Raw genomic sequence first — 22,568 nt, 5'->3', positions numbered from 1 at the left:
CTTCGTAATATTTGATCAGTGCCTGAGTTCCCATATCACCGCATCCCGCCTGTCTGCGCATTCTTTGATAGAATCGTGAAAAATAGCGCCTTCGCTGATCACATCCTCGACTTTGGATTTGATCCTGGCATAAATGTGCAGTTCAAATCCGGCTTTCATAAGATTGCGTACCATGGATTTTCCCATAATACCTACACCGACAAAACCAATGGTTTTCACAGAATCAGGCCTCCTCAAAACAAGAATTTTCTTTATTTTAGCACAGGCAGAATTCAGATACCAGAGTGAAAGGAAAGTCTTGCGGGAAAGGCCGGAGTATGGCATGATAATAAAAAGAACATAAGAAAGGTTGGGGAAAACATTCATGAAAATGAATTGGAAAGAGGATGTCAGAAGATTTGTGATTGTCTGTCTGGCAGCGGTGATCATGGCATTGAATATTAAGACATTTGTAAGAACCGGCGGTCTTTTTCCGGGAGGAGCGACGGGACTCACAATCCTGATTCAGCGTTCTGCCAGAATGTTTTTTCATATAGAAGTACCCTATACACTGGTAAATGTGATCTTGAATGCCATTCCCGTGTATATCGGATTTCGGTATATTGGAAAGAAGTTTACTGGTTATTCCTGTCTGATGATTTTACTGTCCGGTATTCTGACGGATTTACTTCCAGGTTATTCTATTACATCGGATACCCTGCTCATCAGTATTTTCGGAGGCATTATCAATGGTTCTGTTATGAGCCTCTGCCTCTTTGGAAATGCTACCACCGGCGGAACGGATTTTATTGCAATTTTTCTGTCAGAGCGGAAAGGAATGGATGCTTGGAACCTGGTACTGGGTCTCAATGTGTTGATTCTTGCAGTGGCGGGTCTTCTGTTCGGCTGGGACAAGGCGTTGTACTCCATTATTTATCAGTATGCGTCCACTCAGGTACTACATACACTGTACAAAAAATACCAGCAGCAGACCCTCTTTATTGTGACGAATCATCCGAGGGCGGTCTGTGATGCAATTTCCCAGGTAAGTCATCACGGAGCTACCATTTTGCAGGGAGAAGGGTCCTATGAACTGGAGGAACGGAACATGGTGTACTCTGTGGTTTCCAGTGCAGAGAGCAAGCATGTGATCAAAGCGGTGCGGGAGGTGGACGAACACGCGTTTATCAATGCGATTAAAACATCCCAATTGTCAGGAAGATTCTATCAGAAACCAGAAGATTAACAGGAAAAGAGGCGTTTTACATGAGCGAAGGGGAGAAAAGACGGGCACAGATCCTGGAAATTTTAAGAGAAAGAGAGCAGCCGGTATCCGGAACGGACCTGGCGGGCAGACTCCATGTGAGCAGACAGGTGATTGTACAGGATGTGGCGCTCTTAAGAGCAGAAAATAAAGAAATCATGTCTACTTATAAGGGATATGTGATGCCATCTGTGGAAAAGCAAAGGGGCTGTGTCCGGGTGTTCCGGGTAAATCACGCAACAGAGGAAACTCTGGATGAGCTTCAGACGATGGTGGACTTTGGAGGAACGGTTCTGGATGTATTTGTGGAACATCCACTGTATGGTCAGATTCGTGCGGACCTGATGGTGCATAACCGGTTGGAAGTGGGACAGTTTGTGGCAAGAATGAAAGATTGCGGAGCACATCCGTTGAATATGCTGACCGATGGATGGCATTATCACACTGTGACAGCGCCGTCGGAGGAGCATCTCGATCTGTTGGAGGCGGAGCTTCGTAAAAAACACTATCTGTGAAAAGTATATGAAATTACCTCCAGGTGCTTGAAAAAGTAAAATATATGTGTTATAGTTCAACTAGAACATAGAAAATTAGAATCTCCCGGCCCAGTGGTCGGGATTTTATAAAGCCGGTAACGGCTGCACCAGGAGGTGGCTGATATGAAAAAAGATTATTATGAAGTGCTTGGAATTCAGAAGAGTGCCGATGAAAATGAAATAAAACGTGCATATAGAAAATTAGCGAAGAAGTATCATCCGGATACGAATCAGGGAGATGAACAGGCAGCAGAAAAGTTCAAAGAGATTAATGAAGCCTATGATGTCCTTGGAGATGAAAAAAAGAGAAAACTCTATGATCAGTATGGGTTTGCTGCTTTCCAGGAAGGATTTGATCCGGAAGCATATAAACGTGCTTCTTCCGGCGGTTTCCACGGAGGCTTCGGTCAGGGCGGTTTTGGTCAGAGTGGTTTCGGCCAGGGCAGCAATTATCAGGAATTTCATTTTGAAGGCGGTGATATGGGCGATATTTTCGGTGACATGTTCGGAGATATGTTCCATGGACGTGGAAACGGTGGATTTCGTCAGCAGAGCTATCGCATGAAAGGAGAAGATCTTCATGCAGATGTACAGGTGGGATTTGATGATGCCATATTTGGCTGTGATAAGGTGATTCATTTAAACAGTCAGGATGGTTCCGGCAGACCACAGTCTCTGCAGGTGCACATCCCGGCAGGCATTGATGAGGGTAAAAGTGTGCGGCTGAAAGGCAAAGGAATGCCAGGAAGAAACGGCGGTGAACCGGGCGATCTGTTCCTGAAAGTTCATATAGGCCAGAAAGCCGGATTTGAGCGGAAGGGAACGGATATTTATGCAGATGTGCAGATTCCCTTCACTACGGCAGTTTTTGGCGGAGAGGTAAGAGTGCAGACATTAAATGGAGCTGTCATGTGCAAGATTCCGGCTGGCACCCAGTCGGGCAGTAAGATACGTTTAAGAGGAAAAGGAGCACCGGTGTTGGGCAATTCTTCCACGTGGGGGGATTTCTATGTGGTTGTCAGGATCGAGGTTCCGAAGAATCTGGACGCGGAATCTGCGGGCAAATTAAGAGAATATGAAGCGTGCCGGAATCGTGCGGTACAATACAGAAGAGCAGGTTAAGGAAGGAAAGGCAGAATGAAAAAAAGTGACTGGATACTGGCAGCGGCAGTTTTGCTGGCAGCCGGGGTGCTGGGAGCGTGGTTTTTACTTGGAAAATCAGAGGGCAGCCAGGTGGTTGTGACGATAGATGGAGAAGCCTTTGGAACTTATCCCTTGGAAAAAGATCAGGTTATTGAGATTGGAGATGGAAATCGTCTGGAGATTCATGACGGAACAGCAGATATGATCTGGGCAGATTGCCCGGATCAGATTTGCGTAAATGCAGCACCCATCAGTCAGGACGAGGAACTGATTGTGTGTATGCCTCATAAGGTGATGGTAGAAGTAAAAGCAGAATAAAATCGAACATATGATTGCGGTTCTCCTGATTTCATGCTATGATAAGCAAAGTAGAAAAACAGATGACAGCGGGAGAGACGATGAGATGATCGCATTTTTAAAAGGAATGGTAGAAGATATTACAGGGAACAGTCTGGTTCTGGATGTTCATGGAGTGGGATATGAAGTCCTGGTTCCGGGACAGATTCTGGATCTGATGGGAGGAACCGGACAGGAGATTAAGCTGTATACCTATATGCAGGTCCGTGAAGATGCGGTCATTTTATTTGGCTTTCTGACGAAGGATGATCTTCAGATGTTCCGGATGCTTATTGCAGTGAATGGTGTGGGACCGAAAGCGGGATTGGCTATTTTGTCGGCGTTGGGAGCGGATGATCTTCGGTTTGCCGTATTGGCGGATGATGCAAAGCGGATTGCGAAGACACCGGGAATCGGGGCAAAGACTGCCCAGAAGATTATTTTGGAACTGAAGGACAAACTGGATCTGGAGGATGCTTTTGAAAAGAAGCTGAATGCGGATCGAATCACACCAGAGACAGCTGTGGCAGCCGGAGCAGAAATGGTACAGGATGCAGTGGAAGCTTTGGTGGCACTTGGATATGGAAATACGGAAGCTTTGAAAGCAGTTCGAGCAGTCAAAGGGGCAGACTTCATGGATGTGGAGCAGCTGCTGAAGGAAGCGCTCAAACACATGTCTTTTTAGACAAAATGATTTTGCATAGTAAAATGAAACGAAATGGAAAGATAGAAGCATGAACAACCGCAGAATTATCACAACAGAAGAAGCAGAAGAAGATATTCAGATAGAGGGAACCCTGCGTCCGCAGCATTTGTCAGAATACATTGGTCAGGAACGGGCCAAGAGCAATCTGAAGATTTATATTGAAGCGGCCAAGTCCAGAGGGGAAGCGCTGGATCATGTGTTGTTTTACGGTCCTCCCGGTCTTGGAAAGACCACTCTGGCAGGAATTATCGCCAATGAGATGGGAACTCACATGAAGGTAACCAGTGGTCCGGCCATTGAAAAACCAGGGGAGATGGCAGCTATCCTGAATAACCTGCAGGAAGGGGATGTCCTCTTTGTGGATGAGATCCATCGGTTGAATCGCCAGGTGGAAGAGGTGCTTTATCCGGCGATGGAGGATTATGCCATTGATATTATGATTGGTAAAGGTGCTTCGGCCCGGAGCATCCGGTTGGATCTACCTAAATTTACATTGGTAGGTGCGACTACAAGAGCAGGACTTCTGACAGCACCTTTAAGAGACCGTTTCGGCGTTGTGCATCATCTGGAATATTATACGGTGGAAGAACTGACCACGATTATCGTTCGATCAGCGGATGTACTTCATGTGGAGATCGACCGGAATGGTGCGATGGAGCTGGCCAGAAGATCCAGGGGGACACCCCGGCTGGCAAATCGTCTGCTGAAGCGTGTCCGGGATTTTGCCCAGGTAAAATACGATGGAAAGATTACGGAAGAGGTAGCAGTCTTTGCGTTGGATCTTCTGGAAGTGGACCGCCACGGTCTGGATCAGTCTGACCGGACGATTTTAAGAACCATTATTGAAAAATTTGCAGGCGGTCCCGTGGGGCTGGACACGCTGGCTGCAGCGCTGGGAGAAGATGCCGGAACGCTGGAAGATGTGTATGAACCGTATCTTCTTCAAAATGGATTTTTAAACCGGACATCCAGAGGGCGTGTGGCAACCCAGGCGGCTTATAAACATTTGGGGATTGCTTTTCCTGAATAAATCAGTATACTTATAAGAAAGAAGCCGATCTGGAGGAAGAAAATATCTATGGCGAAGAAGAACACAGCGGAAGTGCTGATTAATGGAAAAATATATACCATCAGCGGGTACGAGAGTACAGCCTATCTTCAGAAAGTGGCAGTTTATCTGAATGAGATGGAGGATAAAGTCTCACAGATGGAAGGATACCGGCGGCTGGGATCGGAAGAAAAGCAGCTTTTAAAAAATATGAATCTGGCAGATGAGTATTTTAAGGCATATGATGCAAAGGAGCAGCTGGAAAAAGAACTGGAGAACCGGGAGAAGGAGATTTATAGCCTGAAGCATGATTTGATTGATGCCAGGATGGAGAAGGACAACCTGATGAAACGAATCCAGGAACTGGAAGGTGAGCTTCAGAATGAAAAAAAGCAGCTGAAGCAGTCTGCATCTGTGCGGAAACTGCACAAGCCGGAGCAGAAGTTATAAGGAACGAAGAATGACAGGCCAGCCCGGAAGAGCTGGCCTGTTTTGTGAAAGAGAGTAGAAGAATGGAAAAGAGAAAATTAGAAGTGTTAGCCCCGGCAGGCTCTTTTGAAAGTCTGAAGGCGGCAGTCAGTGCAGGAGCGGATGCAGTCTATATGGGAGGCAGCAAGTTTGGTGCGCGTGCTTATGCGCAGAATCCGGAAGGGAAGATTCTTCTGGATGCCATTGATTATGCACATTTGTATGGCGTAAAACTATATCTGACAGTTAATACGCTTCTGAAAGATCAGGAATTGGAACAGGAATTATATGAGTATCTGAAACCATGCTATGAGCATGGACTGGATGCAGTGCTGGTACAGGATCTGGGGGTTCTGTGTGCCATTCGGAAATGGTTTCCGTCTCTCCCGGTACATGCCAGCACCCAGATGACGATCTGTGGATCGGGTTCCGTGGAGCTTCTGAAGGAAATGGGCGTAGAGCGTGCCGTCCTTTCCAGAGAACTGAGTTTGAAGGAGATTGCAGACATTTATCAGAAGACGGGAATGGAGCTGGAGACCTTTGTTCATGGAGCCCTCTGTTATTGCTATTCCGGGCAGTGTCTGTTCAGTAGTATTCTGGGTGGGAGAAGTGGAAATCGTGGAAGATGTGCCCAGCCCTGCCGTCTCGCTTATCAGGCAGTAGATGAGCAGAAAAAAGCGCTGACCGGTGAACAGACATTGTTAAGTCCCAAGGATATCTGTGCCCTGGATCTGATTCCGCAGATTGCAGAGGCGGGTGTCTATTCCCTGAAGATTGAGGGACGTATGAAGCGTCCGGAATATACAGCTGGCGTGGTACGGATTTACAGGAAATATGTGGATCAGTATCTGCAGAATGGTGCCAAAGGCTATCAGGTTGCCGAAACGGATCGGAAAGAATTGCTTTTATTATTTAACCGGGATGGATTTTCCAGAGGATACTATGAACAGCATAATGGAAGAAATATGATGGCGCTGGAAAATGCCAAAGCATCTGATCAGGAAAAACGGGCATATGAGGCGTTGATTGAAAAACTCCATACAGAATATGTGGAAACAGAGCGGAAAGTACCTGTTCATGGGCAATTCCGGGCTGTGCCTGGAGAACCTATGCAGCTAACTTTGTCCTGCAGGATGGATGGTCAGATTTGTCAGGTGGAAGTGACAGGTGAGGTGCCGCAGCAGGCACAGAACCGCCCTATGGAGGAAGCACAGTTCTTAAAGCAGATGAAGAAACTGGGAGGAACGCCATTTACATGGGAACAGCTGGATCTTCATTTGGAAGGAACCTTGTTTGTGCCAGTAGGCGCGCTCAACAATTTAAGAAGAGCAGGACTGGAAGCACTTCAGAAAGCATTGGTGGAACGTTACTGGCGGGAACAGCCGAAAGCAAAAGAATCAGAAGAGACAGTTTTTTTGAAAAAGGCGGCTTCTGGAAGCCAGAAACTCCACGTATCTGTAGAAACGAAAGAACAGCTGCAGGCGGTACTGGATTTTACGGAGGAGAGGACGGGACAGCTTCACGCCCTTTATCTGGAAGCGGAAACTTTTGAAGCAGAGCTGCAGGAGCTTGTGCCGGAGCTTCAGAAAAAGGCGTCGGAGACGGGAAACTGGAAGGTTTATGTGCTGCTTCCGACGGTATTCCGGCTTCACACGAAAAAACGGTATGAGGAGAAGCAGCGGATGTGGAAGTCACTCCCGGCAGACGGTTATGTGATCCGCAACCCGGAGGAGTATGTGTTTCTGAAAGGTGCAGGCTGTGAGAAAGAAATTCTTCTTGATCATAATGTATACACCTTTAATAAAAGGAGCCGTCAGGAATGGACTAAGCGAGGCGTCATCTGGCAGACCAATCCGCTGGAATTAAACGCCAGGGAACTAAAGGAGATTTCCTATGAGTATTCCATTCAGGTAGTGTACGGAAGATATCCAATGATGGTGACGGCAGGCTGCGTTCACAGGACGTTAAATCAGTGCAAAAAGAAGCCGGAGCAATGGTTTTTACGAGACCGCTACCGAAAGGAATTTCCGGTAAAGAATTACTGTCTGGATTGCTATAATATGATTTACAATAGTCAGCCGCTGTATCTTCTGGACAGAAAAGCAGAGGTGGAAACCCTGGGAGCAGGTGCCTGCCGTATGATGTTTACAACAGAAAAGGGGAAAGAGACCCGGGAATTACTGGAACGGTGGATCACGGGAACTCCTTGGAACGGAGAATTTACAAGAGGTCACTTTAAACGGGGCGTGGAGTAAGTATGGTTAATGTAATCACTGAACTTTCCAGATATGCCATGATTCTGATGCTGGCATTGTACACACTGCAGGGATTCCGACTGGTAAATCTGCAGGATGAAGAAAAAGAAGCGGCCCTCTGGCAGCAGAATATTTTGTTTTTTGCGCTGCATTTTCTGGGAAATGGAATTTTGTATCTGAACACACAGAATGAGAAAATCCTGTATTTTTACGGGGCACAGGTGGCAGCCTTCGTGGTATTCCTGGTGCTGCAGCATCTGCTTTATCCGAGAGCAGATAAACTCTTGAACCATAATTTGTTGATGCTGTTAAGCATCGGACTCCTGATGCTGGCCCGCCTGTCCTTTGATAAGGCGGAACGGCAGCTGGAAGTGGCAATTCTGGCTATGGGACTGACATTTTTGATTCCCCTCATTATCAGGAAAGCAGGAAAATTAAGAGAGCTTTACTGGCTATATGGCGCTGTTGGGTTTCTTTTGCTGGCAGCAGTGCTGATTCTGGGAAGTTTGAGCTATGGTGCTAAGCTTGCTATTACCATTCATGGTGTGACTTTCCAACCGTCAGAATTGGTGAAGATCCTGTTTGTATTCTTTGCTGCAGGTATGCTGCATAAACAGCCTGACTTCCGAAGAGTAGTAGTGACAACGGCAGCGGCAGCGGCGTTTGTGCTGGTTCTGGTATTGTCCAAAGACCTGGGAGGCGCGCTTATTTACTTCGTGACTTATCTGATGATTCTGTATGTGGCAACTGGACAGCCTCTTTATCTGCTGGGAGGACTGTTGGCTGGCAGCGGAGCGTCCTTTATCGCCTATCGGCTTTTTTCTCATGTACAGACTCGTGTGCTGGCGTGGAGAGATCCGTTTTCTGTTATTGAGAAAGAAGGATATCAGGTTACCCAGTCTTTGTTTGCCATTGGAACAGGTGGCTGGTTTGGTTCTGGTCTGGGAAAGGGAATGCCCTACAAGATTCCGGTAGTAGAACAGGACTTTATCTTTTCTGCCATTGCGGAGGAACTGGGCGTGTTGTTTGCTGTTTTTTTGATTTTTGTATATATCTGCTGTTTCTATATGATTATCAATATTGCAGCGTGTCTTAAGGATACTTACTATAAACTTGTGGCGCTTGGACTGGGTGTGCTGTTGATTTTTCAGGTATTCCTGTCCGTGGGTGGTGCTATGAAATTCATTCCCTCCACAGGAGTGACCCTTCCCTTTATCAGTTATGGAGGAAGCTCACTTCTCACCACATTTATGATCTGGGCAATTATCCAGGGTATGTATCTGAAACGGGGCGATGAGGTGGCAGAAAATGACAGAAAAGAAGACAAAGATGACAAAAGTAAAGATGAAAAGGCAAAAACAAAAAAAGCAAAACAGTAAAGAATACACCAATATTTTGCTGTTTTTTACGGCACTGTTTGTACTGATGACCGGCTATCTAGTCTGGTTTCAGGCATTTAAAAGCAGGGAAGTAATCAATAATTCCTATAATGCCCGGATTGAAGCCATGGAAAATCAAGTGATCCGCGGCAGTATTCTGGCTTCTGACGGACAGGTACTGGCAACCACAAAGGTGGATGCAGATGGTACAGAGAAGCGTGTCTATCCTTTTGGGTGTACTTTTTCCCATGTACTGGGATACTCAGAATACGGAAAGACAGGGATTGAGAGTATCGGCAACTTTCAGCTGACCACATCCAATGCCTATTTTGTGGAGCGTTTCCTGAATGAATTAAAGGAACAGAAAAATATCGGAGACAGTCTGGTGACTACGTTGGATGTGGAACTGCAGACAGTGACCCATGATGCGCTTGGCACTAATAAAGGTGCGGTGATTGTAATGAAGCCGTCTACCGGGGATGTGCTGGCACTGGTATCAAAGCCGGATTATGACCCTTCAGAGATTGCACAGAAATGGTCTTCTTTCAGCAATTCGGAAGACGGTGTGCTTTTAAACCGGGCAACCCAGGGTCTCTATCCCCCCGGATCCACTTTTAAGATGCTGACGCTGCTGGAATATTTGCGGGAACATCAGATGAATGCCAGTGGATTTTCTTTCCATTGCACGGGAAAAGTGACATCTGGGGATACGTCCATCAGCTGTTATAAAGGCAAAGCCCATGGAGATCTGGATTTGACAAAGGCTTTTGCAAAATCCTGTAATGGTGCTTTCGCGGAAATTGGACGGGATCTGGACATCTCTTCCTTTCAGTCGCTGACGGATCAATTATTGTTTGATCAGGAACTGCCGGTGGCATTTCCATATAGTCAAAGTTCTTTTTCGCTAAAAGCTTCTGATCCGGAAATTTTAAAAATGATGACTGCTATTGGTCAGGGCAACACGCTGATGACGCCCATGCATATGGCGCTTCTTATGTGTGCAGTGGCAAATGACGGTGTGCTGATGACACCAAGATTTTTAAAACGAACGGAAAGCTATACAGGCATGCAGGTGGAATCCTATCCGGTCACTACCTATGGACAGCTCATGACGGAAGAAGAAGCGCAAACCCTGCAGCTATATTTGAGGGCTGTCGTAGAAGAAGGAACCGGAACGAAATTGCAAAGTGATGTATATGAGGCAGCAGGAAAGACCGGGACGGCAGAATATTCCAGCAACAAAAAGCAGAGCCATGCCTGGTTTGCCGGTTATGCATCTGGCAGCAAGGATGATCTGGTGGTGGTGGCAATCGTGGAAGGAGCCGGCTCCGGAAGCGAATATGCGATACCTATTGCGAAGAAAGTATTTGATGCGTATTATAAAGAGTAACAGATGCTTTTACAGGTTTGCCTTGTCATTTGCCTGAAAAAATGGTATGCTATAGCCAGTCTAAGAGGCACACCAGGCGACAGGAGGAATTGCAATGATCGAGGCAACAAGCTGTGGCGGTGTGGTGATTTTTCGAGGCAAGATACTGCTCCTGTATAAGAATTACAAAAATAAATATGAGGGATGGGTTTTGCCAAAAGGAACTGTAGAGCCGGGAGAGGAATATCCCCAGACAGCTACCCGCGAGGTGTGGGAGGAGACGGGTGTTGATGCGGAGATTATCAAGTATGTGGGAAAAAGCCAGTATACATTTACTGTTCCGGAGGACGTGATCGAGAAGGATGTCCACTGGTATCTGATGATGTCGGACAGCTACTACAGTAAGCCACAGCGTGAAGAGTACTTTATGGATTCGGGATATTATAAGTTTCATGAGGCATATCATCTTCTGAAATTTCCCAATGAGAAGCAGATTCTGGAAAAGGCATACAATGAGTATACGGAGATGAAACGAAATAATCTCTGGAAGAACCACAGATAAGCAAAGAGGTTGTTGGAGACGACAGCCTCTTTTTCAAAAGGAGGTGGCGTATGCGCTGGTACAGAAATCTATATATGGGCCCCAATGCGGCACTTTATGTGGAAAAAGTCCGCAGGAGAGCAGCACAGGGAAAAATGATGCCGGGGATTTATTATCTGACGCTTCCGACGGTGCCCGGCAATCTGCTGGATATTTTTCATAACGGATTTCTCAAGCAGGAGCTGTTTGCAGAACATCAGCGACAGGATGTAATCGGAATAGCGGAAGGAAAGCAGGAGGCATTCCGCCTGACAGCACAGATTATGGAAGAAGTGCTCCAGAAGACCGGAGGGTTCGATGTGGAAGCTTTTTTCCGGGAAGAAGATTTTCAATCGAATGAAGGGATACAGGAAAGATAGATGCTGCATGTGGTATTTTTAATTCTGAAAATATTGGGAATCCTGTTTCTTAGTATCCTGGGATTATTTCTTCTGCTGTTATGTGCAGCATTGTTTGTGCCGGTCAGATATCAATTGGATATGGAAAAGCAGGAACAGGTTCGGGTAACGGTAAGGGCCGGATGGCTGTTTCGGTTTCTGTTTGTAAAATACGAACTACGCTGGCCGGAGGAAGAAGCACTCTGGCAGAATTTGTGTTTTCGGATTTTGGGAATCCCCGTGTTTCGTCCGTTTCGGAAGAAAAAGAAGAAGCGGGAGAAGGGTAAGCCAGAGCCGGTAAAGAAAATAACACAGATATCGGAAAAAACGCCGGAGCCAGAAGCGGCATCGGAACCAGAGACAGTTCCGGAATCCGAGGAAACTTCGGAAGAAACCCCGGAACAGGAAGCTGTTCCAGAAAAAGAGCATATTCCGGAGCCAGAGAAACCGAAAATTTCTCTATGGGAGAGGCTCTGCCTCTTCTTCCGAAAAATGGCAGACCGGATGAAAGGTATCGGAAATTCTGTCCGGCATTTAGGTGATAGAATCCAAAAGATCAAAGAGAAGAAAGATACTTTGGTGGAGTTCTGGAATCTGGAAGAACATGTGCGGGCAAGGGAAGCGCTGATCAAAGAGGCTTCTTACCTGTGGAAACGGTCCAGACCACGCAAAATAAAGGGAACGCTGCAGTTTGGATTATGGGATCCGGCGGCGACGGGAATTCTCATGGGAATGCTGTCCATGCTCTATGCCTGGTATCCGGAAGAATTTACCCTGCATCCGGATTTCGATCAGCTTATTTTAAAAGGTGAGCTTCATATCAGAGGACATATAAGGCTGTATCCTTTCTGTCTGTCCGCATGGCGGATCTGGAGAAATAAGGATACCCGGCTGATGTATAAACATTGGAAACAAAAATAGGAGGTTCTTATGAGCGAAAAAAATAATAATACCTTTGAATCTACTGTATCGTCTCTGTTTCAGGGAATGGATCATTTCATCTCCAGCAAGACAGTGGTAGGAGATGCTATTACGGTAGGAGATACCATTATTCTTCCGCTGGTGGATGTGACCTTTGGCGTAGGAGCAGGAGCATCTGCATCGGACAGTAAGAACAATGGCGCAGGCGGTCTGGGAGGTAAGATTTCCCCCAGCGCGGTACTGGTAATCAAAGATGGAAATATCCGTCTTGTAAATGTGAAAAATCAGGACGCTGTGACGAAAGTACTGGATATGGTGCCGGATTTTGTCAACAAATTTACATCCGGAAAAAAGTCTGATCCAGATGTGGATAAAGCGGTAAACGATATTCTGGACGGTGAAAAATAAATGGATTTTGCAGAACTGAAAAAAAGTCTGTAAAAAAAGTAAAATTTTGCTTGCCAAGAAGAAATATTTCTGATAGAATAACAGAAGTTGTGAGTCTCCGGGACTCAAATAACCCTAAGGAGGTGCAATGATGGCTAAATGTGCAGTTTGTGAGAAGAGTGTTCACTTTGGTAACAATGTGAGTCATTCCCATAGAAGATCCAACAAAATGTGGAGATCCAATGTGAAGTCCGTAAAAGTGAAAGTAAACGGCGGAGCAAAGAAAATGTATGTATGCACTTCTTGCTTAAAATCCGGTAAAGTTGAAAGAGCTTAATCGGCTGTCATATGATAGGAATGCATAGGGGGTGTCGCAGTGCGATGCCCCTTTTTTGCGATTTTTACTTATCAGCAGGAAAAGTAACACTGATAGCCACAGATAATAAAGACTGCAGACATGAGAATTCGTGGGAAAAGGTTGTCTGCCGGCAAAAACAGCGTCAGAAAGATTCCGATGCCGATCCAGAACATGACAAAGCCAATTGTTTTTTTCATGGGTGGCCGAGCGATCCTCTGCTGATTTCCTTATTCCAGTATATGCAGATGATGTTAAAATAGAAAATAATAAAAACTTATTTCATTTTTTACTGAGATCGGGTATAATAATTTCAGTTATGTATTTTAATCGGGAGGTATTCGTATGCAGGGACAGATTAATACGAAGCTGGGAAATATTTCAATTGATGCGGATGTGATTGCAGTATATGCAGGCTCCGTTGCACTAGGCTGTACGGGTATTGTAGGTATGGCATCTCTTGACATGCGTGATGGTCTGATGAAACTTCTGAAGAAGGAGAACATCACGAGAGGTATTGAGGTGGAGATCGAAGATAACGAGATTTATCTGGCATTTCACGTGATTGTAGCTTACGGAGTAAATATCCCGGTGGTATCAGAGAATCTGATGGATTCTGTCAGATATCAGGTAGAAGAGTTTACTGGTATGAAAATCAAAAAGATTGACATCTTCGTGGAAGGTGTAAGAGTGATAGATTAATGAGGGAGGAACTTCATCTTGATTAGGACTATTGATGCCCGGATGATTGCAAAAATGTTTCTGGGCGGTGCAAAAAATCTGGAATCCAAGAAAGAATGGATCAATGAACTTAACGTATTTCCGGTGCCGGATGGTGATACCGGAACTAATATGACCATGACCATTACCGCGGCTGCATCCGAGGTGATGAAACTTCAGGATCCGGATATGGAGACACTGGCAAAATGCATTTCTTCAGGATCATTGCGTGGAGCGAGAGGAAACTCCGGAGTTATTCTTTCACAGCTGCTGAGGGGATTTTCCAAAGGAATCCGTGATCACAAGGATCTGGATGTAGTAGATCTGGCAGATGCTATGGAAAAGGCAGTGGAGACTGCATATAAGGCAGTTATGAAGCCGAAAGAAGGTACCATTTTGACGGTTGCCAAGGGTGCAGCAGTAAAAGCAGCTGAAGCAGCAGAAACCGTGGAAGACATTGAAGAGTTTTGCCGTATTGTGATTGAAGAGGCAGAGGCAGTTCTGGCGTGTACACCGGACATGCTTCCGGTTCTGAAGGAAGCTGGTGTGGTTGATTCCGGTGGACAGGGTCTGGTAGAAACCATGAAGGGTGCCTTTGACGCATTGCTTGGAAAAGAAGTGGATTATTCCTTTGAAGTTTCTAAAAAAACCGAGCCCTTAAAGGTCAGTGAGCAGACGAAAGCAGAGATCAAATTCGGATATTGTACGGAATTTATCATTATGCTGGAGAAGCCTTATGATCGGAAAACGGAACAGGAATTCAAGAATTTTCTGGAGTCTATCGGTGATTCCATCGTAGTCGTGTCCGATGAAGATGTTGTGAAGGTACACGTACATACGAATGATCCGGGTCTTGCAATCCAAAGAGCTCTGACATATGGTTCTCTCTCTAATATGAAGATTGATAATATGCGTCTGGAACATGAGGAGAAGCTGATCAAAGATGCTTCCAAGATTGCAGAAGAACAGAAAAAGGCAGAAAATCAGCAGAAAAAAGAGCCACGCAAAGAGATGGGATTTGTTTCCGTATCCATCGGAGAGGGCGTAGGAGAAATCTTCAAAGGACTGGGTGTTGATTACTTGATCGAAGGCGGACAGACCATGAATCCGAGTACGGAGGATATGCTGGAGGCTATCGACAAAGTGAATGCAGATACTATTTTCATTCTTCCGAATAATAAGAATATTATTCTGGCAGCTAATCAGGCAAGTTACCTGACTGAGGACAAGAAGATTGTTGTGATTCCGACAAAGACAGTCCCGCAGGGTATTACGGCTATGATCAATTTCATTCCGGAAGAGACACCGGAAGAAAATGAAAAACGCATGATTGAAGAGATACAGAATGTGAAGACCGGACAGGTAACTTATGCAGTTCGTGACACAAAGATCGATGATAAAGAGATCCATGAAGGTGATATCATGGGTATCGGAGATCAGGGAATTCTTGCGGTGGGCAAAGATATTGCAGAAACGACTAAGGCAATGATGAAAGAGCTGGTGGATGAAGATTCTGAGATCATCGGTGTTTACTATGGCGAGGAAGTATCCGAAGAGGATGCGCAGAAGCTTGGAGACGATCTGGCAGCACTTTATCCGAATGCGGAAGTAGAAGTACACGCAGGAGGCCAGCCGATTTATTATTACGTAATTTCCGTAGAGTAACGGAACGATATAACGGGAAAAGAGACGGCTTATTTCAACAAATGCCGTCTCTTTTTTTAGGACAGTAAAGAAGAGGACAACATGAAGATACAGTTTATATACCACAGTTGTTTTACAGTGGAAATTGCCGGTAAAGTGTTGGTGTTTGATTATTATGGGGAAGGAGATCTTCCGGCATATCCGGCGGACAGCCAGATTTATTTTCTGAATAGTCATAGTCATCCGGATCATTTTTCCAGAAAAATTCTGGCGTTAAAAGAACAATATCCAGCGGCAGAGTATATTCTTTCTAAAGATATCCGATTCCATGAAGAGGAACGGAGAGACTGGATTCACAGTGTTAAGGCCGGTGCAGAGTATGAGATTGGAGAACTGAAGATTCGTACACTGAAATCCACAGATGTTGGGGTGGCGTTTTTAGTGGAAACAGATAAAAAGAAGATTTATCATGCAGGAGATTTGAACTGGTGGCATTGGCAGGGAGAAGAAAAATATTGGAACAATAATATGGCCAGCAACTATAAGAGATCTGTGGATCAACTTGATGGCGAGACGTTGGATGCAGCCTTTCTTCCACTGGATCCAAGACTTGGAAGTGCTTATTACTGGGGAATGAAATACTTCCTGGAGCATGTGGAGGCAAGAGCGGTATTTCCGATGCATTGCTGGGGACAGTATGAGGTGTGCAGAAAAGTCATGGAGCAGCCGGAAATGAAAGGACTTCTGGAAACATATTATCCGGTGGAACGGACCGGACAGGAGTGGATCATATGAAGGTAAGAATTTATACGGATGGAGCAGCAAGAGGAAATCCTGACGGACCTGGCGGATATGGCACGATTTTATCCTATGTGGATCCAAAGGGGGAGGAGCATATCCGGGAGTTTTCACAGGGGTATAAGAAGACGACTAACAACCGTATGGAGCTGATGGCAGCAATTGTGGGTCTGGAAGCATTGAATCGCCCCTGCGAGGTAGAACTGTATTCGGATTCCAAGTATCTGGTGGATGCATTTAATCAGCATTGGATTGATTCCTGGCTGAAGAAGAATTGGGTTAACAGCCAGAAAAAACCGGTAAAGAATCCGGATCTCTGGAAGCGGCTCTTAAAAGCAAAAGCACCGCATCAGGTAACCTTTATCTGGGTGAAAGGACATGACGGACACCTGCAGAACGAGCGATGCGACCAGCTGGCAACCACGGCAGCAGACGGCGACAGATTAATGGATGATATGATACTGGAGTAATGAGAAGAGAACTGTAACAGGTTCTCTTTTTAATTTTAAGAAAAATATTGCAAAAAAGAAAAAGTTCCTGTAAACTAAATGCAGATATAAAAGTTTCCGTGCAATCGCACATAATTCCCAATAAAAACCGAAAGAGAAAACGGAAAGGAAGTATATGACATATGAGATGTTTTTAGATTGTCTGGAATGCGCAGTGCAGCAGGCGAAAAGAGAAAATGAGCAGATTAAAAGGGTTCATATTCTGAAAAATAACGGTGTTTATATGGATGGATTTGCATGCAGGCTTCCTGGAAGAAGGGAGGAACCCACGGTTTATGTGAATCATTATTATCGGGAAAATGCAGAGGAAGAATATGTGCAGGAGGTAGCGCATATGATTTTGGGAATCCAGCGGGAAAGTATGAGCTTTTCCTCCAATGATCTGGAACAGGTGCTGGATTTTGAACGAATGAAGAAGCGAATCTTTTTCCGACTGGTATCGAAGGAAAAAAATGCAGAGCTGCTTAAAAAAGTACCGTATGTAGAATGGCAGGATCTGGCGTTGATATTTTATTTGAAAATTCCTGAGGAGATTGTAAAACATGCGACAGCTGTTATCCATACCAATCATATGGAGCGTTGGGGAGTGGGAGTAGAAGAGCTTTATCACACAGCAAAGGTCAATATGGAGGAAATGCCGTTGTTCCTGCATCCTATTGAAGATTTTCTGAAGGACTATGGACTGGAAGACTTTGGAAGCGGGATGCATGTGCTGAGCAATCAACAGAAAGAGTTTGGAGCTGCTGTGATTGTTGATCCCAAAGTACAGAAAATGTGTGCCGATCGGATGAATGGAGATTACTATGTGCTGCCAAGCAGCATTCATGAGGTGATTTTACTGCCTGCCAGACAGGAGTATGAGAGAAAAGAACTGGATGAGATGATCAGAGATGTGAATGGGCAGTGTGTGAGTCGGGAAGAATATTTAGGTAATCATGCATATTATTACTCGGTTGCACTGGGAAAATTAGAATTTTGAGAAACTATTCAGAACCCATTCGCAAAACCGCCTCTGAGAGGCTTTGCTTTTGCTCATACAGAGCTTCTCGCCCTATAAATGCTCCGAAATATGTTCTTTTATGCGAGCATACGGAACATATTTACGGGCATTTGCAGGGTTCTGAATAGATATTACAAAATTATTACAAAAAACATTTGCTTATTTCCTCAACATGGTGTATGATAGTTGAGGTAATAAGCCAAGCACCTGTAGCTCAGCTGGATAGAGCACGGGCCTCCGACGCCCGGTGTCGCAAGTTCGAATCTTGTCAGGTGCATTTTTTATATCCAAAAATAGCTTCGGCTGTTGGGGACGGGGAAAAGAAGTGTTATGTCAAAGCTATGCTAGTTTGTTGGAGGAAAAAGAATGGAACAGAAAAACTGGAAAGAATTGTTGCAGAAGTATAAGAACTATATAATTGTTCTTGTGATTCTGCTGGTAGCAATTGTAACGCTGGCACGCAGCTGCGGTCAGAATAAGACGGAAAATAATACAGAAAATACGCAGCAGAATCAGACAGAGCAGACTGATCCGTCTGTTCAGGCAGGTCAGGCGGAAGAGGAGGAAGAGCCGAATGAGTTGGAAGAGAATACTCATTCATCAGTAGAACGTCTGGTAAGCAAGTATCTGGATTGTATTGTAAGCGGTGATACGGATGCTTTATCAGAGATTGTAGATGATCTGTCTGATAATGATAAAGAAGAAGTACAGAAGCTTTCCAAAGCTTATGAAGCTTACAGCAATTTGGAGTGTTATACCAAAAAAGGACCGGAGGATGACTCTTATATTGTATTTGTATGCTGCGATATGAAAATCACCGGTGTAGAGACGCTGGCTCCCTATATCAGTTGTCTGTATGTATCAGCAAAAGATGAATCCGGCAACCGTTATATCCGCTATAATAATGTAGAGGAGGATCAGACACTGCAGGCTTATGTGCAGGAGCTGGAACAGGATCCGGAAGTAAAAGCCCTTTACGATGACGTCAATGCCCGCTATCAGGAAGCACTGAACAATGATCCGACTCTGGCAGAATTTGTTCAGAATGCGACCGGTAAGGCAAATGAGAATACGGAAACTGCTGAAGAGGAAGCTCCTGCAGCAGATGAGGCCGCTGAGCAGGAGGATGCTCAGGAGGAGACTGGGGAAGAACCGGCAGCAGAAGAGCAGAACGAAGAGCCAGCAGAGGAAGAAGCACCGACAGCAGAGGCACAGAGCAGAGAGACCCGTGTTACGGAGAGTGTCAATATCCGTTCGGAGGCGTCTACGGATTCTGACCGTATTGCCCTTGCATATCAGGGAGATGCCATCACACAGATTGAGTCCTATGATAATGGTTGGAGCAAGGTTGAGTACAAAGGTGAGACCGGTTATGTGAAGACCGAATTCCTGGAGTAATGAATTTTTGAAAAGTGAATAAATATGGAAAAGCTCCATACCCTAGTAGCAATACAAGGGAAAGGAGCTTTTTTATGTTTTCAGATGCGGACAGAGCTGTGATGAAGGAAAATTACCGGAACAGCCGGATGGGACGGGAAGCCATCAATGTGATGATCAGTAAGGTGGAGGATGATGATCTGGCGTTGGATCTGAACCGCCAGGCATGTAAATTCATGCAGTTTGAGGAGAAGATCCAAAAAGAATATATGAAGGCAGAAGAGCCGCTGCCGGAGGAAAATCTGGTAGGAAAGACAATGCTGTGGGGAGGTATTCAGATGAATACCCTGTTGAATGCCAGTACCAGCCATCTGGCTGATATGATGATTCAGGGAAATACAAAAGGTATTGTAGAGCTTATGAAGGCAGTGAAGAGTAATCAGAGTGTGAAGAAAGAATATTATGAAATTGCGCAGGAACTGATGGATTTTGAAGAGAAAAATATTGAGAAACTGAAAGCGTATCTTAGATAGTCACTGGTCATTTGAAGGAAAATTTGGTATGATAGAATGGCGTGGGGCAGTATGGAGCCCCACGAAACAGCAGCTGAAAAGAGCGGCAAAAAGTTCCGGGAAAGGAAGTACATACCATGATACGTTTAAATAAATATATGAGTGAGGCGGGTGTCTGCTCCCGAAGGGAGGCAGACCGGCTTATCGAAGCTGGGAAAGTGACCGTTGACGGCATGAAAGCGACTGTCGGAATGCAGATTGAGGAAGGACAGAAGGTTTGCCTGAATGGAAAACCAGTACAGAAAGATAAAAAGGATAAGCTCATTCTTCTGGCAGTGAATAAACCAAGGGGAGTAGTCTGCTCAGAAAAAAGTCAGGGCGGTGATGTGAACATCATTGATTTTCTTCATTATCCCAAACGGATTACTTATGCAGGGCGTCTGGATAAAGATTCTGAAGGGTTACTTCTCATGACGAATAATGGGGATATCATTAATCAAATGATGCGTGCGGCAAATTATCATGAGAAGGAATACGAAGTAACGGTAGATAAAGAATTTAATGACCGCTTTCTGAAAGACATGGCGGCAGGTGTGCACCTGAAAGAGCTGGAAGTGACCACACGTCCATGTGAAGTAGAACGACTTGGTAAAAAGAAATTCAAAATTATTCTGACCCAGGGATTGAACCGGCAGATTCGCCGGATGTGTAAGGAACTGGGTTTTCATGTGACTGGAATTAAACGTGTCCGGATTATGAATATTCATCTGGGGCATCTGACAACCGGTGGATATAGGAATGTAACAGAAGCAGAACTTCAGGAACTGCTGTATTTACTGGAAGCATCCGAGAACGAGTCAGAAGATGTCCGGGAACTTAATGAGGAGGATATGCAGGATGACGAATAAGGAGCAGCAGATTGCCCGCATGAAGGAGTTGGGAGAACTGCTCAGGAATGCATCAAAAGCTTATTATGCAGAAGACAGGGAGATTATGAGCAATCTGGAGTATGATAAGCTCTATGATGAACTGACGGCATTAGAGAAAGAGACCGGCACGGTGTTATCCGGCAGTCCTACCATGACAGTAGGATATGAAGCGGTGGATGAACTTCCCAAAGAACGCCATGCGTCACCGATGCTTTCACTTGATAAGACCAAGGATGTGGGAGAACTGGCGGCATTTGCCGGAGATCATGAGGTATTGTTGTCCTGGAAACTGGATGGGCTGACGGTTGTCCTGACCTATGAAAATGGCCAGCTTGCCAAAGCTGTTACCCGTGGAAACGGGGAAGTGGGCGAGGTTATTACCAACAATGCAAGAGTTTTTAAAAACGTTCCGCTTACGATTCCCTGCAAAGAACAGGTGATTCTGCGAGGTGAGGCAGTGATTCGTTATTCTGACTTTGAGAGAATCAATGAAGAGATCGAGGATGAAGCAGCCAAATATAAAAATCCGCGAAACTTATGCAGCGGTTCCGTCCGTCAGCTGAATAATGAGATCACGGCAAAGCGAAATGTCTATTTTTATGCATTTGCGCTGGTTCAGGCCGAAGGTGTGAAGTTTGATAATTCCAGAGAAAAGCAGTTTCTGTGGCTGAAAAGCCAGGGCTTTGATGTGGTGGAATATAAGAAGGTGACTGGTGTCCAGGTGCCGGAGACTGTACAGTGGTTTTCAGAAGCCATTGTACACAATGATTTCCCATCCGATGGACTGGTGGCAACCTATGATGACATTGCATATGGGCAGTCTTTAGGAAGAACAGCAAAATTTCCAAGAGATTCCTATGCATTCAAATGGCAGGATGAACTGCGGGAAACTCATCTGCAGGAGATTGAGTGGAGTCCGTCCAGAACCGGCCTTATCAATCCAGTGGCCATCTTTGAACCGGTGGAACTGGAAGGGACAACAGTCAGCCGTGCGTCTGTTCATAATGTGAGCATTTTAAAAGGATTAAAGCTAGGTATTGGTGATGTGATCACCGTCTATAAAGCCAATATGATCATTCCGCAGATTGCAGAGAACCTGACTGGAAGCGGAACGGTAGAGATTCCGTCTGTCTGTCCGGTGTGCGGCGGTGCCACGGAGATCCGGAAAACCAATGATGTGGAATCCCTTTATTGTACCAATCCAGAATGTCCGGCAAAAAAAATCAAAGCATTTACATTATTTGTAAGCAGAGATGCCATGAACATTGACGGTTTGTCAGAGATGACGCTGGAGAAATTTATTGACAAAGGATTTATCAAGGAATATGCGGATCTGTTCCGTCTGGATCGCTACAAAGAAGAGATCGTCGGGATGGAAGGCATGGGTGTAAAATCCTATGAAAACCTTATGGACAGTGTGCAGAAAGCAAGACATACAACGTTGTCCAGAGTGATCTACAGCCTTGGTATTCCGAATATTGGACTTGCCAACGCGAAGATGCTTTGTAAAGAGTATGATGACGATGGAACGAAGCTTCGGAAGGCAACGGCGGAGGAACTGAGCCAGATTCCGGGTATCGGCGGTGTGATCGGTGCCAGCGTGGAGGCTTATTTTAAAAATGAGGAGCATAACCGATGGCTTGACGATCTGCTGGGAGAGCTGGATCTCTATAAAGAGACAGTAGATGAGAGCCAGCAGAACCTGTCAGGAAAAGTATTTGTCATCACCGGAAGTCTGGAGCAGTTTGATAACCGGGCGGCCCTTAAAGATTTTATTGAAACAAAGGGCGGTAAGGTAACCGGCAGCGTGACATCAAAGACGGATTATCTCATCAACAACGATGTGATGTCCAATTCTTCCAAAAATAAAAAAGCAAAAGAACTGGGCGTGGAGATTATTTCCGAACAGGATTTTATCGACCGGTTTACAAATGATTGATAAAAGAGGTATAAGC

Annotated in this window: 25 protein-coding genes, 1 tRNA gene and 1 pseudogene; 25 read left to right on the top strand and 2 right to left on the bottom strand. The window is 45.3% G+C overall.

The window, feature by feature from the left end:
* Positions 1–33 precede the first annotated feature (33 nt).
* A pseudogene (locus ACZMB2_RS01365) lies at positions 34–219 on the bottom strand (NAD(P)-binding domain-containing protein); the annotation flags it as partial.
* 145 nt (positions 220–364) lie between these two features.
* On the opposite strand from ACZMB2_RS01365, the gene ACZMB2_RS01360 reads away from it, so the two are divergent.
* The 15 genes from ACZMB2_RS01360 (at position 365) to rpmB (ending at position 13,106) form a co-directional block, all read left to right on the top strand.
* Complete coding sequence (locus tag ACZMB2_RS01360) at positions 365–1,225, top strand: YitT family protein (protein WP_487595163.1); 861 nt, start codon at positions 365–367, stop codon at positions 1,223–1,225.
* A gap of 20 nt (positions 1,226–1,245) precedes the next feature.
* The gene (locus ACZMB2_RS01355) at positions 1,246–1,758 is read left to right on the top strand and encodes a transcription repressor NadR (protein WP_487595162.1); all 513 of its coding nucleotides are present in this window, start codon (positions 1,246–1,248) and stop codon (positions 1,756–1,758) included.
* A 144-nt stretch (positions 1,759–1,902) separates the two neighbouring features.
* The gene (locus tag ACZMB2_RS01350; RefSeq protein WP_487595161.1) at positions 1,903–2,901 is read left to right on the top strand and encodes a DnaJ C-terminal domain-containing protein; all 999 of its coding nucleotides are present in this window, start codon (positions 1,903–1,905) and stop codon (positions 2,899–2,901) included.
* Between the two features lie 15 nt (positions 2,902–2,916).
* Complete coding sequence (locus tag ACZMB2_RS01345) at positions 2,917–3,240, top strand: NusG domain II-containing protein (RefSeq protein ID WP_487595160.1); 324 nt, start codon at positions 2,917–2,919, stop codon at positions 3,238–3,240.
* A gap of 85 nt (positions 3,241–3,325) precedes the next feature.
* Positions 3,326–3,943, top strand: a complete 618-nt coding sequence (gene ruvA, locus ACZMB2_RS01340; protein ID WP_487595159.1) for a Holliday junction branch migration protein RuvA — start codon at positions 3,326–3,328, stop codon at positions 3,941–3,943.
* A 49-nt stretch (positions 3,944–3,992) separates the two neighbouring features.
* The gene (gene ruvB / locus ACZMB2_RS01335) at positions 3,993–4,994 is read left to right on the top strand and encodes a Holliday junction branch migration DNA helicase RuvB (RefSeq protein WP_487595158.1); all 1,002 of its coding nucleotides are present in this window, start codon (positions 3,993–3,995) and stop codon (positions 4,992–4,994) included.
* A 48-nt stretch (positions 4,995–5,042) separates the two neighbouring features.
* Positions 5,043–5,462, top strand: coding sequence for a cell division protein ZapA (locus ACZMB2_RS01330; protein WP_487595157.1), 420 nt, complete (start codon positions 5,043–5,045; stop codon positions 5,460–5,462).
* A 62-nt stretch (positions 5,463–5,524) separates the two neighbouring features.
* Positions 5,525–7,735, top strand: coding sequence for a peptidase U32 family protein (locus ACZMB2_RS01325; protein ID WP_487595156.1), 2,211 nt, complete (start codon positions 5,525–5,527; stop codon positions 7,733–7,735).
* A 2-nt stretch (positions 7,736–7,737) separates the two neighbouring features.
* Positions 7,738–9,114: an FtsW/RodA/SpoVE family cell cycle protein gene (locus ACZMB2_RS01320; RefSeq protein WP_487595155.1), complete on the top strand. Its 1,377-nt coding sequence runs from the start codon at positions 7,738–7,740 to the stop codon at positions 9,112–9,114.
* Positions 9,044–10,504 carry a peptidoglycan D,D-transpeptidase FtsI family protein gene (locus tag ACZMB2_RS01315; RefSeq protein ID WP_487595154.1) on the top strand — a complete coding sequence of 487 codons (1,461 nt, stop codon included), beginning with the start codon at positions 9,044–9,046 and terminating at the stop codon, positions 10,502–10,504. The genes ACZMB2_RS01320 and ACZMB2_RS01315 overlap by 71 nt, the downstream gene beginning before the upstream one ends.
* Before the next feature lie 94 nt (positions 10,505–10,598).
* Positions 10,599–11,045: an NUDIX hydrolase gene (locus ACZMB2_RS01310; protein WP_487595153.1), complete on the top strand. Its 447-nt coding sequence runs from the start codon at positions 10,599–10,601 to the stop codon at positions 11,043–11,045.
* 50 nt (positions 11,046–11,095) lie between these two features.
* Positions 11,096–11,443, top strand: a complete 348-nt coding sequence (locus ACZMB2_RS01305; RefSeq protein WP_487595152.1) for a hypothetical protein — start codon at positions 11,096–11,098, stop codon at positions 11,441–11,443.
* A gap of 9 nt (positions 11,444–11,452) precedes the next feature.
* Positions 11,453–12,382 (top strand): hypothetical protein, encoded by a 930-nt coding sequence (locus ACZMB2_RS01300; RefSeq protein WP_487595151.1) that lies wholly within the window; start codon positions 11,453–11,455, stop codon positions 12,380–12,382.
* Between the two features lie 9 nt (positions 12,383–12,391).
* Positions 12,392–12,790, top strand: a complete 399-nt coding sequence (locus ACZMB2_RS01295) for a GerW family sporulation protein (RefSeq protein ID WP_487595150.1) — start codon at positions 12,392–12,394, stop codon at positions 12,788–12,790.
* 130 nt (positions 12,791–12,920) lie between these two features.
* Positions 12,921–13,106 (top strand): 50S ribosomal protein L28, encoded by a 186-nt coding sequence (gene rpmB / locus ACZMB2_RS01290; RefSeq protein ID WP_118769424.1) that lies wholly within the window; start codon positions 12,921–12,923, stop codon positions 13,104–13,106.
* 71 nt (positions 13,107–13,177) lie between these two features.
* Here the strand turns inward: rpmB and ACZMB2_RS01285 are convergent, their stop codons facing one another.
* On the bottom strand, positions 13,178–13,324 hold the full coding sequence (locus ACZMB2_RS01285; RefSeq protein WP_487595149.1) for a hypothetical protein: 147 nt from the start codon (positions 13,322–13,324) through the stop codon (positions 13,178–13,180).
* A gap of 145 nt (positions 13,325–13,469) precedes the next feature.
* Here ACZMB2_RS01285 and ACZMB2_RS01280 point away from each other — a divergent pair, with 145 nt between their 5' ends.
* From ACZMB2_RS01280 to ligA, 10 genes are all read left to right on the top strand, one after another.
* Entirely contained in the window at positions 13,470–13,826 is a 357-nt protein-coding gene (locus tag ACZMB2_RS01280; RefSeq protein WP_487595148.1) for an Asp23/Gls24 family envelope stress response protein, read from the top strand.
* Positions 13,827–13,841: 15 nt separating this feature from the next.
* The gene (gene fakA, locus ACZMB2_RS01275; RefSeq protein WP_487595296.1) at positions 13,842–15,509 is read left to right on the top strand and encodes a fatty acid kinase ATP-binding subunit FakA; all 1,668 of its coding nucleotides are present in this window, start codon (positions 13,842–13,844) and stop codon (positions 15,507–15,509) included.
* Between the two features lie 81 nt (positions 15,510–15,590).
* A complete protein-coding gene (locus ACZMB2_RS01270; RefSeq protein ID WP_487595147.1) occupies positions 15,591–16,283 on the top strand; it encodes an MBL fold metallo-hydrolase in 693 nt (230 codons plus the stop codon).
* Positions 16,280–16,756: a ribonuclease HI gene (gene rnhA / locus ACZMB2_RS01265; protein ID WP_487595146.1), complete on the top strand. Its 477-nt coding sequence runs from the start codon at positions 16,280–16,282 to the stop codon at positions 16,754–16,756. The genes ACZMB2_RS01270 and rnhA overlap by 4 nt, the downstream gene beginning before the upstream one ends.
* Positions 16,757–16,910: 154 nt before the next feature.
* Complete coding sequence (locus tag ACZMB2_RS01260; RefSeq protein ID WP_487595145.1) at positions 16,911–17,774, top strand: DUF5688 family protein; 864 nt, start codon at positions 16,911–16,913, stop codon at positions 17,772–17,774.
* A 224-nt stretch (positions 17,775–17,998) separates the two neighbouring features.
* Positions 17,999–18,072: transfer RNA gene (locus ACZMB2_RS01255), tRNA-Arg, on the top strand.
* Between the two features lie 89 nt (positions 18,073–18,161).
* Positions 18,162–19,193: an SH3 domain-containing protein gene (locus ACZMB2_RS01250; protein WP_487595144.1), complete on the top strand. Its 1,032-nt coding sequence runs from the start codon at positions 18,162–18,164 to the stop codon at positions 19,191–19,193.
* Positions 19,194–19,267: 74 nt separating this feature from the next.
* A complete protein-coding gene (locus ACZMB2_RS01245) occupies positions 19,268–19,705 on the top strand; it encodes a hypothetical protein (RefSeq protein WP_487595143.1) in 438 nt (145 codons plus the stop codon).
* Between the two features lie 116 nt (positions 19,706–19,821).
* A complete protein-coding gene (locus ACZMB2_RS01240; RefSeq protein ID WP_487595142.1) occupies positions 19,822–20,592 on the top strand; it encodes a pseudouridine synthase in 771 nt (256 codons plus the stop codon).
* Entirely contained in the window at positions 20,582–22,552 is a 1,971-nt protein-coding gene (ligA, locus tag ACZMB2_RS01235) for an NAD-dependent DNA ligase LigA (RefSeq protein ID WP_487595141.1), read from the top strand. Before ACZMB2_RS01240 ends, ligA begins: the two co-directional genes overlap by 11 nt.
* The last annotated feature ends 16 nt before the right edge of the window (positions 22,553–22,568 follow it).

The sequence above is a fragment of the Hominiventricola sp. genome (assembly GCF_057604405.1).
Note: the sequence above shows the minus strand (reverse complement) of the source record. Positions and strands in the feature narration are given on the sequence as shown.

Excerpts from the sequence above, each read along its gene's own strand:
- ACZMB2_RS01310 (WP_487595153.1), top strand. The coding sequence starts at position 10,599 with ATGATCGAGGCAACAAGCTGTGGCGGTGTGGTGATTTTTCGAGGCAAG.
- ACZMB2_RS01320 (WP_487595155.1), top strand. The coding sequence starts at position 7,738 with ATGGTTAATGTAATCACTGAACTTTCCAGATATGCCATGATTCTGATG.
- ACZMB2_RS01355 (WP_487595162.1), top strand. The coding sequence starts at position 1,246 with ATGAGCGAAGGGGAGAAAAGACGGGCACAGATCCTGGAAATTTTAAGA.
- ACZMB2_RS01250 (WP_487595144.1), top strand. The coding sequence starts at position 18,162 with ATGGAACAGAAAAACTGGAAAGAATTGTTGCAGAAGTATAAGAACTAT.
- ACZMB2_RS01325 (WP_487595156.1), top strand. The coding sequence starts at position 5,525 with ATGGAAAAGAGAAAATTAGAAGTGTTAGCCCCGGCAGGCTCTTTTGAA.
- ligA (WP_487595141.1), top strand. The coding sequence starts at position 20,582 with ATGACGAATAAGGAGCAGCAGATTGCCCGCATGAAGGAGTTGGGAGAA.
- rnhA (WP_487595146.1), top strand. The coding sequence starts at position 16,280 with ATGAAGGTAAGAATTTATACGGATGGAGCAGCAAGAGGAAATCCTGAC.
- ACZMB2_RS01350 (WP_487595161.1), top strand. The coding sequence starts at position 1,903 with ATGAAAAAAGATTATTATGAAGTGCTTGGAATTCAGAAGAGTGCCGAT.
- ruvB (WP_487595158.1), top strand. The coding sequence starts at position 3,993 with ATGAACAACCGCAGAATTATCACAACAGAAGAAGCAGAAGAAGATATT.
- ACZMB2_RS01305 (WP_487595152.1), top strand. The coding sequence starts at position 11,096 with ATGCGCTGGTACAGAAATCTATATATGGGCCCCAATGCGGCACTTTAT.
- ACZMB2_RS01345 (WP_487595160.1), top strand. The coding sequence starts at position 2,917 with ATGAAAAAAAGTGACTGGATACTGGCAGCGGCAGTTTTGCTGGCAGCC.
- ACZMB2_RS01285 (WP_487595149.1), bottom strand. The coding sequence starts at position 13,324 with ATGAAAAAAACAATTGGCTTTGTCATGTTCTGGATCGGCATCGGAATC.
- rpmB (WP_118769424.1), top strand. The coding sequence starts at position 12,921 with ATGGCTAAATGTGCAGTTTGTGAGAAGAGTGTTCACTTTGGTAACAAT.
- ACZMB2_RS01260 (WP_487595145.1), top strand. The coding sequence starts at position 16,911 with ATGACATATGAGATGTTTTTAGATTGTCTGGAATGCGCAGTGCAGCAG.
- ACZMB2_RS01330 (WP_487595157.1), top strand. The coding sequence starts at position 5,043 with ATGGCGAAGAAGAACACAGCGGAAGTGCTGATTAATGGAAAAATATAT.
- ACZMB2_RS01360 (WP_487595163.1), top strand. The coding sequence starts at position 365 with ATGAAAATGAATTGGAAAGAGGATGTCAGAAGATTTGTGATTGTCTGT.
- ACZMB2_RS01240 (WP_487595142.1), top strand. The coding sequence starts at position 19,822 with ATGATACGTTTAAATAAATATATGAGTGAGGCGGGTGTCTGCTCCCGA.
- ACZMB2_RS01270 (WP_487595147.1), top strand. The coding sequence starts at position 15,591 with ATGAAGATACAGTTTATATACCACAGTTGTTTTACAGTGGAAATTGCC.
- ruvA (WP_487595159.1), top strand. The coding sequence starts at position 3,326 with ATGATCGCATTTTTAAAAGGAATGGTAGAAGATATTACAGGGAACAGT.
- ACZMB2_RS01295 (WP_487595150.1), top strand. The coding sequence starts at position 12,392 with ATGAGCGAAAAAAATAATAATACCTTTGAATCTACTGTATCGTCTCTG.
- ACZMB2_RS01280 (WP_487595148.1), top strand. The coding sequence starts at position 13,470 with ATGCAGGGACAGATTAATACGAAGCTGGGAAATATTTCAATTGATGCG.
- ACZMB2_RS01315 (WP_487595154.1), top strand. The coding sequence starts at position 9,044 with ATGACAGAAAAGAAGACAAAGATGACAAAAGTAAAGATGAAAAGGCAA.
- ACZMB2_RS01245 (WP_487595143.1), top strand. The coding sequence starts at position 19,268 with ATGTTTTCAGATGCGGACAGAGCTGTGATGAAGGAAAATTACCGGAAC.